This window comes from Vibrio sp. QJM3NY_21 (assembly GCF_057785975.1).
This window is the reverse complement of record NZ_CM173514.1, coordinates 18,369-34,692: the sequence shown is the minus strand read 5'-3', so window position 1 is coordinate 34,692 and position 16,324 is coordinate 18,369. Positions and strand designations below refer to the sequence as shown.

Annotated in this window: 13 protein-coding genes; 7 read left to right on the top strand and 6 right to left on the bottom strand. The window is 42.3% G+C overall.

Annotated elements, in window-relative coordinates; genetic code table 11:
- The first annotated feature begins 383 nt into the window (after positions 1–383).
- Entirely contained in the window at positions 384–1,037 is a 654-nt protein-coding gene (locus AC3CID_RS15995) for a hypothetical protein (protein ID WP_488527668.1), read from the top strand.
- A 109-nt stretch (positions 1,038–1,146) separates the two neighbouring features.
- Here AC3CID_RS15995 and AC3CID_RS15990 read toward each other — a convergent pair whose 3' ends face one another.
- Entirely contained in the window at positions 1,147–1,542 is a 396-nt protein-coding gene (locus tag AC3CID_RS15990) for a RidA family protein (protein WP_488527667.1), read from the bottom strand.
- The gene (locus tag AC3CID_RS15985) at positions 1,542–1,850 is read right to left on the bottom strand and encodes an antibiotic biosynthesis monooxygenase family protein (RefSeq protein WP_488528013.1); all 309 of its coding nucleotides are present in this window, start codon (positions 1,848–1,850) and stop codon (positions 1,542–1,544) included. The genes AC3CID_RS15990 and AC3CID_RS15985 overlap by 1 nt, the downstream gene beginning before the upstream one ends.
- Before the next feature lie 113 nt (positions 1,851–1,963).
- Between AC3CID_RS15985 and AC3CID_RS15980 the strand changes: the two genes are divergently transcribed.
- From AC3CID_RS15980 to AC3CID_RS15960, 5 genes are all read left to right on the top strand, one after another.
- On the top strand, positions 1,964–2,866 hold the full coding sequence (locus AC3CID_RS15980) for a LysR family transcriptional regulator (protein ID WP_488527666.1): 903 nt from the start codon (positions 1,964–1,966) through the stop codon (positions 2,864–2,866).
- A gap of 272 nt (positions 2,867–3,138) precedes the next feature.
- A complete protein-coding gene (locus tag AC3CID_RS15975; protein WP_114635749.1) occupies positions 3,139–4,056 on the top strand; it encodes a DMT family transporter in 918 nt (305 codons plus the stop codon).
- A gap of 300 nt (positions 4,057–4,356) precedes the next feature.
- A complete protein-coding gene (locus AC3CID_RS15970; RefSeq protein ID WP_488527665.1) occupies positions 4,357–5,202 on the top strand; it encodes a helix-turn-helix domain-containing protein in 846 nt (281 codons plus the stop codon).
- An 86-nt stretch (positions 5,203–5,288) separates the two neighbouring features.
- Complete coding sequence (locus AC3CID_RS15965) at positions 5,289–6,635, top strand: MATE family efflux transporter (RefSeq protein ID WP_488527664.1); 1,347 nt, start codon at positions 5,289–5,291, stop codon at positions 6,633–6,635.
- Positions 6,636–7,357: 722 nt separating this feature from the next.
- On the top strand, positions 7,358–9,055 hold the full coding sequence (locus AC3CID_RS15960; RefSeq protein WP_488527663.1) for a hypothetical protein: 1,698 nt from the start codon (positions 7,358–7,360) through the stop codon (positions 9,053–9,055).
- Positions 9,056–10,007: 952 nt separating this feature from the next.
- Here the strand turns inward: AC3CID_RS15960 and AC3CID_RS15955 are convergent.
- Genes AC3CID_RS15955 through AC3CID_RS15945 form a run of 3 tightly spaced genes read right to left on the bottom strand, consistent with a single transcriptional unit; the run spans position 10,008 to position 12,650 of the window.
- Positions 10,008–11,189 carry an MFS transporter gene (locus AC3CID_RS15955; RefSeq protein ID WP_114634335.1) on the bottom strand — a complete coding sequence of 394 codons (1,182 nt, stop codon included), beginning with the start codon at positions 11,187–11,189 and terminating at the stop codon, positions 10,008–10,010.
- Positions 11,179–12,354 (bottom strand): phosphotransferase, encoded by a 1,176-nt coding sequence (locus AC3CID_RS15950; RefSeq protein ID WP_488527662.1) that lies wholly within the window; start codon positions 12,352–12,354, stop codon positions 11,179–11,181. The genes AC3CID_RS15955 and AC3CID_RS15950 overlap by 11 nt, the downstream gene beginning before the upstream one ends.
- An 11-nt stretch (positions 12,355–12,365) precedes the next feature.
- Complete coding sequence (locus AC3CID_RS15945; RefSeq protein ID WP_004732803.1) at positions 12,366–12,650, bottom strand: GNAT family N-acetyltransferase; 285 nt, start codon at positions 12,648–12,650, stop codon at positions 12,366–12,368.
- A 274-nt stretch (positions 12,651–12,924) separates the two neighbouring features.
- Here AC3CID_RS15945 and AC3CID_RS15940 point away from each other — a divergent pair, with 274 nt between their 5' ends.
- Positions 12,925–13,671 (top strand): flagellar brake protein, encoded by a 747-nt coding sequence (locus tag AC3CID_RS15940; protein WP_004732802.1) that lies wholly within the window; start codon positions 12,925–12,927, stop codon positions 13,669–13,671.
- Positions 13,672–13,845: 174 nt separating this feature from the next.
- On the opposite strand, the gene AC3CID_RS15935 is transcribed toward AC3CID_RS15940, so the two are convergent.
- Positions 13,846–16,206, bottom strand: a complete 2,361-nt coding sequence (locus AC3CID_RS15935) for a Lon protease family protein (RefSeq protein ID WP_479283847.1) — start codon at positions 16,204–16,206, stop codon at positions 13,846–13,848.
- Positions 16,207–16,324 lie beyond the last annotated feature (118 nt).

Here is a 16,324-nt window from a genome sequence, read left to right as displayed (position 1 = left end):
TTCTATTAAGAGATTAGAGGCGTTTCTGTTTAGTCCATAAACTCCTCTCATTGGCTAGGAGCGCCACATAACTAGCGATTGAAGCATCTTAATATTCAGAAGGCTATCTAGCCGAAAATTAAATGAACGACTAATTACTGACATAGAATCAGCTAACACCATTGATATAAATATGCCAGGTAAGATGAAAAAGGGACGCAGAGCGTAGTTAATTTATCTCAGGTTTAGGGTCGGATCAAAGTCGTAAAAACAAAATCTCTTTAACAAAAACAACGTCAGAAAATAAAACAAGCCGTCAAAGACCGCGCTAGTCAAAATAATAAATATAAAAGCAAAGGAGCCGCTTATTAGCGGCTCCTTTTTATTTGAGAGTAGAGAACACGATGAAACGACTATTGATCACTTTATTGATGCCCCTTGCCGTATATGCAAACGACCATCAATTACAAACATTAAGTTATCATGAGCCAAGCTTGAGCTTTCAAACAGCTAAGGCTGGTGATAATTGGATAGGGACAGTATCTGGGGTAATTCAAGCGACTGAAGAGCTCAATATTAGCGCAGAAATAGATTCTGAGGGCTACTTGGAAATTGGCACTGGTTACGGCTTAATGTTGGGTAACTTTTACACTGAAGCCTTCGTAAGTTATGGCCGAGCAGACCTTATCGATATCTACGATATAGGCTTATTTGGTGGCACCGCCATAACGAACAATATTATGGTGTTTGCGAACACATCGCATGAATGGCGCGATGTTTCTTTATCCCTCATAGATATGACAGATAGAGAATGGAAAAACACTATTGGGACAAGTTACTCTCCCACAGAATTTATGAACTTTTCCTATTCATTTAGTCATGACCGCCAATTAACAGGATCAAAAGGCTATTACAACAGCCAAGATGTTACTTTTACCCTCAAACCCAAATGGGTGGAACCTTATGTGAAATACACATTCGGCCAAAAACGCGTTAGCCCCGGAGATGTATTTCGTTCAGATGGCAGCGTCGAGATCGGTTTCAACCTTCGTTTTTAATTTACCGTTTCGTGTGGTAGCTCTCACCCCTTTATAGTCTGATTCAATAAAGGGGTTTTTTACGCCATTAAGATTCCATCTCAATGAGATTGGGAATACAGCAATGGCCTTAAATCACTTTCGCGGCCTCAGCTTCAATTTCGACTTTCCATCGCTCGTCAAAGAGTCCTTGTACAAACAGTAATGTCGTTGGGAGACCACCAACATCGAAAGGCAAGCGTTGCTTTGCAGCTTGATACTCAGGCATATCATTTCGATCAACTAAGTACAGCCTTACACTGATAAGATCTTCCACATCCATTTGATTGGCCTGAAGCACGCCTCTCAAATTTTTCCAAGCTAATACAATTTGTTCTTCCGCACTCTCAGCAACCATACCTTGGCTATCAATCCCTAGTTGCCCGGCTATATGTAACCGCGTCGAGCCAGCAGGAATCAACGCACACTGGTGATAATTAGCGGCCGGAGCGGGTACTGAAGAAGGGCTCCATATCTTATTCATCATTACGCCTTAGAGGTCGTGACGATTTTTGACATGACGGTGATAATTGGCATATCCGTAAGCATCGCGCCTAAACGGTCAAAATCGCCAATATCTTTGCGCCAAGCAATGTATTCATTGAAGTGAGCGTTACTTTCCCATTCTTCGCATAGAACCAAGGCGTTTTCAGACAGATCTTTTTGGTAAAGTTCCGCAGAAAGGTTACCGTTGAAAGTTCGAGTATCTGGCAATACTTCGTTAAAAAATTCAACGATCTCTGCCGTTTTATCTTCAGTATGGCTCAAGGTAAATTGCACTAAAATAGTCATTATTCTCTCCGTTTTCTTATTTTGTTAAGGTACGAGGAGAAGCTTACTTGTTTGTAAAAATAGATAAATACAGTAGGATTTCAAATATCGTTCGATTTAGTGAGACAATAATAACAATGAAAAACGAATTACATCGTATGCAAGTATTCGCCCAAATCGTAGAGTCTGGCTCTATAACCAAAGCGGCTGATAAGCTAGAACTATCAAAATCTGTCGTTAGTCACCATTTACAAGGACTTGAGCAATACCTTGATGTAAAACTACTCACTCGAACAACACGTCGACAATCTCTAACTGATGCTGGTCAGCGCTTGTATCAACGATGTTTGGAAATGCGAAAATTAATGACACTTGTTGAGGAAGAAGCACGCGAGTCCTGTTCTGATTTTGCAGGCACCATCACCATCACCTCGCCACACACATTGATGACAAATCTTATTGGACCGGCGATGTGTGAGTTCATGAAAGCCCATCCCCGTATCGAACCTCAATTATTAGCCAGCGATATGCGCCTCAATCTCATCGATAAATACATAGATCTATCGGTCACAGTAGGCGACCTACCAGATTCAACATCTCGAGCAATAAAGCTTGGTGACCTTCAACAGGTACTGTGCTGCCACCCAGACTATCTTGCGAACACACAATTACAGTTACCCGTCACCTCAAATGATCTTTCCGAATATGATTATATTGCCAATCAGTGGGAAGGTATTAACAGCCAAAGAAGTTTTGAAGTGAGCAAAGGGAAAGTGAACACCTACCAATTCAAGGCCAATCGTACAGGTGACAGTGTTCCTACCATAAAAATGATGGCTTTATCTGGATTAGGCATTGCTTGCTTACCAAAACAAGCTATTGAAGAAGAACTACTCAAAGGTACATTAGTGAGCCTTTTGCCGGAAGGGCAGATGCTTAAAGCCCCTTTCTATATCGTGCATAACTATGGATTGCAAATGCCAGCCAGGATTCGGGCTTTTATTGACGACCTAAAACGACACGCTGAATCTTATTCATAAGTGACTCACACAATCAAACGAAGAGAATTAAATATTAGAAGGCCCATTTTCTAATATTTAATTTGACCCCACAAAGAATGATGACTTTGTAAAATATAAACATTGAAGAAATAATTTACTTTTAATTGTAATATTGGAGATTTTATTTCTATAAAAAAGCAAAATCAGAGACAAAAAGACAAAAAATTTCTCCGACTACTTATCTATACTGTGCCACGTCATTAAGGCGCCACAAGCCTATGATTTAAAATAATTATTAATGAGTAGTCACCATGAATTCGAAGTCTCTAACTATCTTGCTTTTTGTCTCTGTTTGCTTAATTTGGGGAACCACTTGGTTCGCTATGGAAGTGGCATTGCATTCTATCCCACCTATTTTTGCCACTGCACTGCGCTTTTTCCTTGCAGCACCTCTGCTAGTCGTTTTAGCGAAAGTCTTTAATCAACCACTCCTGTTCCCAAAAGGTAAGCGTCAGTGGTTACTTATTGTGGCACTGATGTACTTCGCGATTCCGTTTACTTTGATGATCTACGGCGAGCAATATATCTCTTCTGGTTTAGCGTCGATCATCTTCGCGAACATGCCGGTTGCTGTCATGCTAATGTCTGGCTTATTCCTAGGCCTACGACTGGCAAAGCACCAAATATTCGGTTTGATCACGGCTGTTGTGAGCCTATGTTTAATCCTTGGCAACGAAATGCAGATGGGTGGCGATGATTACCTAATGGGTACCATTTGCCTAGGACTTGCTGTCGCCATTCACGCTGTTATGTATGTGTTGGTTCAGAAACACTGCAAGGGCATTGAAGTGCTGACTTACAACGCATTACCGAGCTTTATTGCTTCTCTATTCTTATTCGCTGTCTCGGCTATCGGTGAAAACGTCAATGTTGAATCGTTCACTTGGGATTCGATTTCAGCCGTGATTTACCTAGGCTTTGTAGCGAGTGTTGGCGGCATTGTTGCTTACTTCAAGCTGGGACAGGTTTCGTCACCTTTCCAAGCTTCTATCTGCTTCCTGATTTTCCCTGTAGTCGCTCTACTGATCTCTTGCTACGTCAATGGTGAAGTACTGTCTGAACAATCATTGTTTATGATGATTCCCTTGCTTTGCGGCATCTTGCTCACCAAGGCGCCAAAGGGAATTTTCAAGCTTCGCTCTACGCTAAAAACGGCAAGCAGCAACTAAGCTCCATGTTAATTCACCCTAGAAGCTCGCAATGAGCTTCTAGGGTTTTATTGAGTTACTCGAATCGAAGCTCCTACCTCCCCCCCCCCCCTCCGCATACACTCCAACTGGTCTCACCGCAATCACTGTGTAACGACTCATAATTAATAGTTAATAGTTAATAGTTAATAGTTAATAGTTAATAGTTAATAGCATGCCAAACGAATGACTTAAAAGTTACTATCAACTACATTAGAAACAACTAGAATCGTCGACCATTGTCTTAGCCTACACAACATCAGTATTCAGAAAAGGAACGTCATGAGAGCACCCATTAAACACGTTCGACTCATCAAAGGTCAGCCTTGCCGTGCCACCGAGCTGTCTAAAAACGATGACGACGCATTTCTTGAACCACACAGACATGAATATTGGGAGTTGGTATGGTGCGTGGATAACCTAGGCAGTCAGAGTATTGATTTCATTGACTATGACAACAAAGTCGGCCGTATTTTTACCATTGCTCCCGGTCAGGTGCACCGCTCAGAGTTGGTGGGAGAAAATGCTCGTTTACTGGTATTTACCCCAGGTTTTGTCAAAACCAATCATCGCAACACACAATTGGTCGACACTGTTTTTGCCATGCATCAAAGTCGCCCTCCCTATTTGGATTGCAGTGAGGAAGGCAACCGCTACCTACTGCCTATTTTCACCATGATCAAAGAAGAATGTGAGCGAGTGGATAGCGACTGGGATTTGGTAGAATCACTCATGAATAGCTTTTTGCGCTACATATTACGCTTTGCCACCCAATCCTCATTGAAAGGTGAAGTGCGCGACAGCCGAGTAAACAAGGTTGCTGATTTGATTGAGCAACATTACGCCACGCACAAACATTGCGAGTTTTATGCGCAAGCGCTGTCGATCACTAACAAGCGCATCAACGAAATCGTCAAAGCAGAACGAGGTAAAACGGTCACGCAACAAATCCACGACCGAACCATCTTAGAAGCGAACCGAGAATTGATCTTTTCAACCAAGACAATTAAAACCATCGCTTTTGAACTCGGCTTCGAAGACCCTGCCTATTTCAGTCGTTTTTATCGCGGCCAAATGAACGAGTCACCCGCAGAGTTTCGAACTCGATGTGCAGATAGTGCAACATAATACGCAGATAATCCCTTTTTAGAATTCAATTAAGTTCGGATAATGCTCCCTCTTTATTTCATCCAATTTGTTGGGAGCTTTCTGGAATGGGCATTAATCTCAAAACCGATCCGATCTCAAAATCCTTTTATCAATACCTTTGGCCCGCACTAACGGGCATGGTGATCAAGTCTCTTTTTATCATGGGAGATGCTTGGTTCGTCGGACGCGGTGTTGGCCCTGATGGGCTTGGTGCTATCGCTTTGACCATCCCTGCTTTTTCAATATTCACCGCCATTGCCATGATGGTGGGCATTGGTGGCGCAGCACTTATGTCTATCGAAGTCGGCAAAGGAAATACAACGTCGGGTCAAACCCTCTTTAGCCAATCAATGCTCAGTACCGCTGTGCTTAGCACCATTTCAGTCAGCATTGCTCTGTACTTTCTAGACGACATGATTGCGTTAATGGGTGCTTCTGGTTACATGGCTGAACTGACTCACGATTACCTGTCTGTGATGCTGCCATTCTTTGTGTTGTACTCGTTAGCTTGGGTCATGTCGTGCTTTGTTCGTAACGATACCAACCCAAAACTGGCGACTTATGCGATGTCGATAGGTGCTGTGGTTAACCTAGTTTTGGACTACTTCTTCGTCTTAGAATTTGGCTGGGGCATGAAAGGCGCGGCCTACGGTACAGCAATTGCTCAAGGTGTTATCGCTTGTATTTTATTAAGCCATTTCGTGCGTAAACAAGGCACCTTGGAAATGAGCTTAAAAGGGATTGGTTTGGGCAAACTGCCAAGCATCCTAAAAATAGGTACGCCGACATTCTTCATTGAAGTAACCGCAGCGATGACCATCTTATTGTTCAACTACGTGTTGCTGCATCAGTTTGGTGAGAATCATATTATCGCCTATGGCTTAACGGCAAACATCGGGGTATTCGCCCTGTTTGTGATGGTCGGAATCGCTCAAGCCTGCCAGCCAATCATCAGCTTTAATCATGGAGCCAACCAACCAAACCGAATCGAAGCGATTTTTCGCTTAGGTTTAAAAAGTGCAATTGGTAGCGGCTTGGTGTTTATGGTTCTGGTGTACCTGTTTGCTCCACAAATCGCAGCCCTCTATTTGGGTGATTCAAGCGATTTGATTGGACTGTCATCAACCGCATTGACGTTCTTCTTCTTTGCTGTGCCACTGATGGGCATAAACTTAGTGATCGCCAACCTGTTTCAGGCAACGGCCAAACCTAAGCAAGCAACACTGATATCTCTAGGGCGAGGTTTTGTGTTCGTCGCATTGGGTATCATGATTTTGCCAAAGCTATTCCCAGAACAAGGTATTTGGGCGAGTATCCTGTTTGCTGAAACCTTAACAGCCATATTCAGCTTAAGCATGTTACGCAGCTATAAGAAGCGTTTTTCAGGCTCATTAGAAAAACAGGTGGCATAGGAAGTAATCCGTTTAGAGCGTGACACTTCTTTGACCATCCGTAGCAGGTTTACTCATGAGTAGAGCTTCCTCATCATTATTCTATCATCAAGCTCTTGTTTCATTAGAACCAACAAATGAGCTGCTCAAAAATTTACACCATGGAAAATGAAGACTTTAATAGTCAAATAAAAATGAACGGTAAAACCCTCAAAACAATCTTCCATGAGGGCTTTACTTATTTTATACATCCCAACGTATATTTTAGAAACCCAAGACAAATAACCACTTAGCCAGGGGAGATTCAATGATATTTTGTATACATTCACCCATAACACATCAACAACTGAACATTAATTTAGACATTAAGTAATCAACATACAGAAAGGCTTATTAGATTTCATACTTAATATGACACATATTTAAATATAAATATTCTGATAAAGTGCTTAAAAAATTATGATTATCATTTTAGAAAACCCCACATACAAACTCTGTTCACTCCATTTTCCTAAGTTACGTGTATTAAAGATAGTGTCGCTAATTGTCTCGTAGGTTGACGAATTAGAAAATTAAGGTCTTTGTAAAGTGCTAGATATCACGTTTATTGAAAAGTAATGTTGATAATTTAAATTTAGATTTAAAGAGAATTAGTAATTATTCTATGGCTCAACTAATCAATAGACAGAGTTTCAGGTACTCATCAGCACTTCGGATTAATTTTCTACCTATGGAGGGTCACAATGACCAAAAAGTACATTTTTCTTATATTCACCGCATTAAACTTATCTGCATGTGGAAGTGATTCATCTCCATCATCAGACACTCACCAAGACAACTCTTCTCTGACCGTATCTCAGTCAATTCAAGCTAAAAGCATACTTTTAGAATGGAATAAAATTGAAGGAATTAAACATTATAAGTTGATACGTTATAGACCCTCGGCTCATGGCTTAATTAGCGAAGTAATTGAACCATCAATCACTGGTACTTCATATAAGCTAAAGATCGACCTCGTCGATTTTGATGCCGCAGCTTCTGATTATGAACTGCTAGCCTGCAAAAATAATGATTATTGTCTTGTTCAATCTCCACAATTTCAATTAAAAAATCTAGAACAAACTGTCATTCGGGTTAAAACTAACCTTAAGCATTCCGATTCGAGCAACGTTCGCTTTGGCGATGCACTAACCTGGAAAAATGATCATTTAATCGTCAATTCAGGTGAAGAATCAAATCATATAGTTGGTATTTATACTGCGCAGGAAAATGGCAATTATAATTATGATGAAGAAATAGCGAATAGAACGAGCTATAACACTAAAGCACGAAAATCAACGAATAGCTTAGTGGCCATAGGGAACACTTTCGAAGACATGATGCTTGCAACATCGACGTATTCTGCTTCGGACGAAAACAAAGCGCTCGTTATTTTTGGCAAAACAAATAGTCACTATAATAATGGATACCTAGAACATTGGTTCGAAAATTACAGCGATTCAAGTGGTTCTATTACTGATTCTTATGGCCAAGCTTTAGCTAGCTCAGGTGATAATGGTGGTATCATCGTCATGGGGCACAAAAATAAAAATATGGCAGGAGAAGTCTCACTCTTCCTCAATAAAGATCTCAACTTTCCATCGGCTCCTGAATCGGGCATTAAAACAGTACGTCACCCTAGTGAACTAAAACTAAAGCATCCAGATGATCTAGCTATCGATGCAAAATTCGGGGCTAGTGTCGCTATTGCAAAAGACAACGTTATAGTCGTTGGTTCTCCTATGGATTCATTACGAAAAGATACAGGTAGCGAAGTCAAGCACGGTGGTACTGTCTATGTATACCGTCTTAACCCCTATCCAAACCATTACACCGATATATGGTGTTTAGAAACCGTATTGAAAATGCCCATCCCAATTGAAAACAGTGGTTTCGGGTCATCAGTCACTATAAATAAAGACGCAAACCTTATTCTCGTTGGAGCTCCCGGGGTTGATAAAGTCTTTAGTTATAAATACGACTCACAGAAAGGTTTTTGGTCAAACGTCGATTCAATAGATCCAGTAAAGGCATTTAAAGGTCAAAATTTTGGTTCTGATATCGCGCTTAGTGACAACGGTTATCTAGCGGTATCCGCCCCACAGGCCCCATGGCGAGGGTTTGGTTTTCATCACAGCCCTGATACCTTAGAAATTGGTGGTGATACAGACGGTGCGGTTTATGTTTACCACTTAACTAACTATGGTGATCGAGACTACGCATGGGAAGGCGTTTTTACTGGTGATAGTGTCAGTGGTGTAAACGAGGAGTTCGGGAAGTCAATGATGTTTAAACCCGGCGCTGATGAGCTTGCTATTGGAGCACCTGGACATCCTTCGGATCCTCTTCTCGATTGGAGTGATAATTCCTGGAAAAATGCTGGAGCCGTGTACATTTTCTAAATTAGTAGAGTAACTGTACATCAGCTGAAAGGGTATGGGGAACCAAATTACAACCCGCACTTGAGAAAAGTAATTAATGGGATCAATAACGTAGATATTCACATCTAGGATTTTATGATTTCATTATCTAGTGGCAATCACCTAATGAGCATGACTTTAATGTAAACATTGAAATTCATATCGAATCAGTCTTGAACTTAACCCTGTGAGTAGGACAATGATATTTAACTTTGTATTATGTTTTTATTTATTGATTAGTTTACATTAGGGGCTTATTTCACTGGTAATAAACTCGATGACTTTACTTATACCCATATCAATTATTGATGGCATCAACCACTCTATAACTAGTCAGAGCCAATGTAAGTTATTATAAAGTTTTATTTAAAATAATATTAGTCACTAAAAAGTAGGAACATTGAAATGAGATCAGGTTATGAAAGTGAACTATCACTTGTTTTTGGTGGTGAAGATATAAAGATGGATCGTATATTATTTCTGATGGAAAGAACTCACCAATATGAGAGAAGCCTATATTGGATGAAAATGAAATTTCTGATCTTCGGGATGATAATTCCCACAGTACTATCAATAGCTGCACTCTTTTTCTCGGTTATTAAATAAACCGTTTACGTGTATTAACTTAGTCGCAAGGTCGAGCCTACGCTCGACCTATCACATTATATTCAATTATAAATCATCGTGATTCGAACCCAACATACGAGACTTGTCCATTAGGCTGCTATACACATTCCTTTAAGCATGAGCGCTTAAAGCGTAAACGCTTATTTTATCTCGCGTTGATGAGATATAAAACACCTTACCCTACTGTTCGTAAATCCGAGTATTCAAACTCATACGTTTAGAGCGTGACGCTTCTTGATAGCACATACAAAAAACTCCAATATCACTATTGGAGCTTTTTATTTATCTCACCAGATCGAAATGAACATTAGCGCCAGCTAAACATTCGAACTTCATTGCCCTCTTCAGGCTTCTTAGGGATGTTTAAAGACAACGCCAGAGAAACCACTGCCATTGCTGCACCAATGTAAAAAACTGTCGCAGGGGAAGACAACCAAATCACACCAAACGCGACTGGAATAACAACCGCGGCGATATGGTTGATGGTGAAAGAGACACCAGCGGTTGATGCCATATCAGCAGGATCTGCAATTTTCTGGAAGTAGGTTTTAATCGCCAATGCCAACGCAAAGAACAGATGATCGACAACATACAGCGCGGCTGCCCACTCCGCAGTTTGTACTAAAGCATACCCAACGAACACACCAATCAAACCGACATACTCGAAGATCAGCGCTTTACGCTCACCGACTACACCAATAAATCGACCAATACGTTTGGCAAACAAGAAATTAAACAGATAGTTGATTAAGAACAGTAGCGTTATATCAGCAGCCGAGTAACCGAACTTCTCTACCATCAAGAAGCCTGCGAATACCGTGAAGATTTGTCTTCTTGCGCCGCTCATAAACGTTAGCGCGTAGTAGAGCCAGTAACGCTTTCTCAATACCAACTTTTTATTTTGCTGAGTCTTGGTTTGAAACTCAGGGAAGCCAAAGGTCATCACTAAAACCAGAATAAAACCAATGCCTCCAGTAATGCCGTACACCCAAGCGAAATCCAGCTTAAGCTGTTCCAACATCACCCAGATAGATCCGTACGTGATCAATGACGCGAGCGCGCCCACAGAGATCATTTTACCCAGCATCTCTGGTGCTTCTTCTTTATTCAGCCACTGCAAAGATAAAGATTGCTTGAGCGTTTCAAAATAGTGAAAGCCCGTCGACATCAAAATCGTAGTTAGTAACAAGCCTGTGAGTGTAGGAAATAAACCGGTAATCGCCGTGCCTACGGTCAGCATCGCCAGCGATATCAACATAAAGCGTTGCTCACGAATGAATGCCAAAACAAACACCACGGTAAACGCTAAGAAACCAGGAATCTCACGAACGCTTTGCAACAAGCCAATATCAGCACCATCAAAGTTCGCTTTCTCAATCACGAAGTTATTCAACAGAGCCATCCAGCTCGAAAACGCGATAGGGACAACGATCGAAATCAGTAATAAAAAGTTTTGCGGCGTTTTCCAGCTCGCGGTTCTATCGAACATTGACGGACTCCTGTTCGTCTAATTGAGTGAGCACTCGTAAGGTCAATTGCTCAGTATACGGATTGATCTTCCAGTGTTCTGGACTCCAACCTTTTACGAAACGTTGAAAATCAGTCCACGCCACATAGAACATTGGTCTCCATGAGGCTTCAACATCATCGAACGAAAGCTGTGGCTGATAGTACGTCAATGCCTCTTCCAAGTATCGGAAGTAAGTCTCTAACATCTGTGATTCAAGCTCTGCACAATCTTGCGGCCTCACCGCACTACTCATGAACAAGGCGACATCTTTCATCGCACAACCATGACCCACATATTGGAAATCGACCGCAGCCGCGCGTTCGCTTTCCGAATCACAACAAAAATTGGCGAGCTTGGCATCGCCATGGACTAAGGTTTGATATGGGCACTCTTTAAGTAAACGGTCGATGTGCTTGGCTTGATTCTTCAATGGTAAATCAGCCAAGGCATTAAACTCATCAGGGCGTGTTTCTAAATGCCAGTAAGTACCTATTTTCCATAATGATGCAGACTTTTCTTGGGCGATATGGATATGCTTCGCATGAAAATTAGCAAGCCACTTTAGGCAGGCATCACGTTGTTTTTGCTCTTCTAGAGTGTAACCACACGCCAGTTCAGGTTGAGTATCTTTGGTTGCCAGATCGTCAGAAACAGCAAGCACATCAAACTGAGAAGTTAACGGAAAGCCGATCTCCGCTAAGTCTTGCATCACAATCAGCCACTCGTTCTCTTGTAACTCACATTGCAACCCTACAGGTACAGGGCAACGCTCATCCCACTGTTGAGTGAACGATTGATACCAAGCCGTTTCCACTTGGTAAGAGTGCACCTTTCGTTGGTGAGAGAGTTTGGTATTCCAACCCTTTGGGTGTTCTGCTTTATCTGGTAACGCGACATGTTTAACAATCACACTTTTCAGTTCAGCATGGCCTTCTTGAGAAAAGACCAAGCGAACTAACTCGCCATATCCGCCCCACAGGCGTTGAATCACTTGGACATCAAACCCTTCATGACAACCCAACGAGGTCGCTATTTTTTGATAAAGCTCATTTTGATAAAACTCTTGTTGATAAAGATCAGGCTGATTTTGACTTGAACTCGCTTCAGGTTGAGCCCGATTATTTGACGATATTGATTGAGACATATTACTCGTTGCTATGCTTTATCAGATAGAAGATGTGACCACTGTGGCTGCCTATTCATGTAGTGAACGACATAGCTACAAACTGGCACAATTTTAAAGCCTGCTTGTTCAATTTCAGGCAAGACCGACTCCATCATCACCTTGCCAAAGCCCTTGCCTTGTAGTTCATCAGGGATTCGTGTCGAAGTGATATGTAGTACATCTCCGTCCTTTTGATACTTAACGACCGCGAACTGGTTGGGTTCTAGCTCAACTGTGATCTGGTTCACTTCTTGATCCCATTTTACTGCCTGCATTCTCAACTCCTGCAAATAATTGATACGACAAACAATAAAAGTTTGAAGTATGAGTTCCTTGTAATAGACTAACGCAAGTGCATATAAATAAAACTAAGTACTTACAAACAAAGTAGTTAATTCAGTGCCATCGGCTTAATATAAAAACAGCAATGATAAAAGGCACTCTATAAATCTATGTGAGTACGCCTACTCAATCTAGCACGTAATAACCCCTTGTTAGCAAGTTACCAATATAACTAACAGACGCATGTTGGCGCATGGAGAATATATAATGAACGCACCACTGAAGAAGCCTTTGGAGCATAATCAGGCACTTCAAGATCCTCGTAACCGCACCGTTTCTACGATAAACAGCACCGATGCACTGGCCATGATTGAGCACGGCAGTGAGCTGACATTAAATGTCTCGACTCCAGTTGGCACGAAGTTTCTCGCCACCACCAAGTTTATCGGTACACACAGTGATAACTGTATTGTGGTTGAGGTTCCCGAGGTATCCAATGAAGATCTGAATTTTTTCTTTCAAGAAGGTTTTTGGATGACCGCTCGAGCCTACTCTCTGCGAGGTGAGGGCGCACTTATTCACTTTAGAAGCCAAATTCACCATAAGATTGGTGAACCCTTCCCTATTCTTGTACTTTCGACACCAAGCACGATGCAAGTCACTCAGCTGCGTAAAGAAACACGCTATGAAGTGAACTTGGCTTCAAGAATTATCTTCAACGACCAACGAGCAAACTGTGAGATAAGAGACTTGTCGAAAAGTGGTTGTCGTTTTGTGACCTCTCCGACCTCTCGTGCAATTCAGATTGCCGATCGAGTGTCTATCGAGATTACGCCGGAGAACTACAATGGCCCTCTTATTCCTCCATTGAGAGGCATCATCTGTAATCTGCAAAAATCGACGCACTACGCTCGATACGGTGTGGAATTTGATGATATTGGCCGAGCTAACGCTAAACACTTGTTGGCAAAATTAAAGTTCGATGGCACCAAGCTCTGCTTACGAAACGGCTAAGATCATTTAACACACTGCGCTCATCTAATTCGTGAATTGACCAAATACAAACCACTCACTCGCGAGCAAAGTCGCAACCAATAAAAAAGCCATCGACTCTAGAATCGATGGCTTTTGCGTTTTGGCTGTTTTTATCTGTTTATCTGTTTATCTAGGCATAAACTAGCTATACAACTATTTACGCAGTGCGTTCAGTTTAGCTTGAGCGATACCAAAGATAGTATCAATTGGATAGCTACCCTCATCACTTGCCTCACCTGCGGCTTTGCCCGTGAACAGTTCAATCGCCTCTGTGACATGGTCAATCGCCCAGATATTGAACTCGCCTTTTTCAACCGCTTTCACGATGTCACCGCGCAGCATTAAGTTATGAACATTCGAGCGTGGGATTATCACCCCTTGTTCGTTTGAACGTCCTTTGATTTCACACACATCAAAGAAACCTTCAATTTTCTCGTTCACACCACCAATAGGTTGAGACTCACCGAACTGGTTCATTGAGCCGGTAATCGCAATATCTTGGCGGTTTGGCTGCTTAGAAAACGCAGACACCACCGCACAAAACTCGGCCATACTCGCACTGTCACCATCGACGCCACCATACGATTGTTCGAAGGTGATGTTAGTAGTGAGCGGGACTTTAGCTGTCTTACCAAATACCGAAGAAAGATAAGCCGATAAGATCATCACCCCTTTCGAGTGAATACTGCCACCTAGGTCTACGTTTCTTTCAATATCAATCACTTCACCATCACCGTAAGCTGTGGTAGCCGTGATTCGGTTCGGCGCTCCAAACATATGATCGGTTGTGCTGAGTACTGACAGAGCATTCACTTGCCCAACCGCCTGACCATCAACATGGATTAGCGTTGTTCCGTTAGTGAAGGTTTCCATCACACTGTCTTGCAGTCGTCCAACACGCATCTGTTGGTTAGATAACGCTTGGTCGACGTGCGTTGCACGAATCAAGTTCGATTTTGAGCCTCTCGCTACGTAGTTTGACTCACGAAGCAGATTCGCAATGTGTGCTGAATGCAGCGACAACTTACCTTGGTCACCCGCCTGACGAGAACTGTGCTCAATGATGCGAGCAATTGCTTTGCGGTCACAATGCAGCATGTTGTTGTCATGTACGATGCTCGAAATGAAGCGTGCATAATGCATTTCAGAATCTGCAGTACGCTTCATCTCATCTTCAAAATCGGCCGTGACACGGAACAGTTCACCGAACTCCGCATCGTAATGTTGCAATAGCTGATAAGTGCGGTAATCACCAAACAAAATGATCTTAACGTCTAATGGAATGGGTTCTGGATCAAGCGATACCGCTCCCGTTAACGTGACCTCTTTTTCTAATGAAGTGAAGCTCAATTGACGCGAACGTAGCGCGCGCTTCAGGCCTTCCCAAACATAAGGCTGTTCGAGGACTTTAACCGCATCCATCAACAACACACCGCCATTGGCTCTATGTAAACTACCAGCGCGAATCAATGAGAAGTCCGTAAATACGGTACCTTTAAAAGTTGCCGTCTCGACATAGCCAAACAGAGAGTGATAATTCGGATTCTCTTCAACCACGATCGGCAGCGTCTCCTCCTTCTGGCTCACAATCACGTTAACCTTGTAACGACGTGGCATTTTCTTATCCAAAGAGGCGGTCGCAACTTCTGCTTGCTCTGTGCTCTCTTCCAAGAAAATATCTGCGTTGTCGACAATGTCTTTACGCAGTGCCGTCAGGTACTTTTTGATATCTGCATATTGGCTGTAATCTTGCTTCAACTGCTTGATGAAGTGCGTGATCACATCTCGCGCCGTATCATCATTAAGCTTTTGAATTTTCTCTGTATACGTCTCTTCAAGCTCGGTCAGTTCGCGAGAAATGGTTCGTAGACCCACTTCCAATCCATCAATGGTTTTATCGAACTGGTCTTGCTCTTCCGGCGAAAGCAGATCGAAGCTCTCTTCGGTATGAAGATCATCCCCATTCATTGCGACAAACTGGTAATCACCCTGAGTAGTAATCGTCAGGTTGATGCCCTTGTCTTTCGCTTCTTGGCTAATTGTTTCGAGTGCAGCTTGTTGCTTCGTGGCCAATTGGTTTTTAAGCCTATCTGCACGGCTAAAGTACATCTCATTGTCGAATGCGAGCGGCATGGCTTTAAGCAATTTACGCATCAGCTTTTCAATGTCTTGCTTTAAGTTGCTGCCCACTCCACGTGGCAACTTGAGTACCTTCGGTGTACGAATATCTTCAAAGTTCGCGATATAACACCAATCAAAAAGCTCTTGGACCTCTTGAGTGTGTCGGTTTAGATAGCGCAAAATCATGGTGCGCTTACCCAAACCATTTCGCCCTATCGCATAAATGTTGTAACCCTTTTCCTTGATTGACATCGCGAACTCAACGGCCTTTTGTGCACGTTCTTGCCCGACGATTTCGTCAATTGGAGCCAGTTCTTTGGTCGACTTACATGGTAGCTTATCGAGTTCCGCTACCTTATACAGCTGTTCTGTATTGAGTCTTTGCATCGCCATCGCCGCCTCCTTAGTCCTTCATTACTTGGGTGTAGATAAAATCAGTGTAGATGTAATTTCCTATAAATTTAGTGACTTACGCAACATCGCTGTTCAACTGAGCAAATAACGCACAATT

Excerpts from the sequence above, each read along its gene's own strand:
- AC3CID_RS15995 (WP_488527668.1), top strand. The coding sequence starts at position 384 with ATGAAACGACTATTGATCACTTTATTGATGCCCCTTGCCGTATATGCA.
- AC3CID_RS15990 (WP_488527667.1), bottom strand. The coding sequence starts at position 1,542 with ATGATGAATAAGATATGGAGCCCTTCTTCAGTACCCGCTCCGGCCGCT.
- AC3CID_RS15980 (WP_488527666.1), top strand. The coding sequence starts at position 1,964 with ATGAAAAACGAATTACATCGTATGCAAGTATTCGCCCAAATCGTAGAG.
- AC3CID_RS15975 (WP_114635749.1), top strand. The coding sequence starts at position 3,139 with ATGAATTCGAAGTCTCTAACTATCTTGCTTTTTGTCTCTGTTTGCTTA.
- AC3CID_RS15970 (WP_488527665.1), top strand. The coding sequence starts at position 4,357 with ATGAGAGCACCCATTAAACACGTTCGACTCATCAAAGGTCAGCCTTGC.
- AC3CID_RS15965 (WP_488527664.1), top strand. The coding sequence starts at position 5,289 with ATGGGCATTAATCTCAAAACCGATCCGATCTCAAAATCCTTTTATCAA.
- AC3CID_RS15960 (WP_488527663.1), top strand. The coding sequence starts at position 7,358 with ATGACCAAAAAGTACATTTTTCTTATATTCACCGCATTAAACTTATCT.
- AC3CID_RS15955 (WP_114634335.1), bottom strand. The coding sequence starts at position 11,189 with ATGTTCGATAGAACCGCGAGCTGGAAAACGCCGCAAAACTTTTTATTA.
- AC3CID_RS15950 (WP_488527662.1), bottom strand. The coding sequence starts at position 12,354 with ATGTCTCAATCAATATCGTCAAATAATCGGGCTCAACCTGAAGCGAGT.
- AC3CID_RS15945 (WP_004732803.1), bottom strand. The coding sequence starts at position 12,650 with ATGCAGGCAGTAAAATGGGATCAAGAAGTGAACCAGATCACAGTTGAG.
- AC3CID_RS15940 (WP_004732802.1), top strand. The coding sequence starts at position 12,925 with ATGAACGCACCACTGAAGAAGCCTTTGGAGCATAATCAGGCACTTCAA.
- AC3CID_RS15935 (WP_479283847.1), bottom strand. The coding sequence starts at position 16,206 with ATGGCGATGCAAAGACTCAATACAGAACAGCTGTATAAGGTAGCGGAA.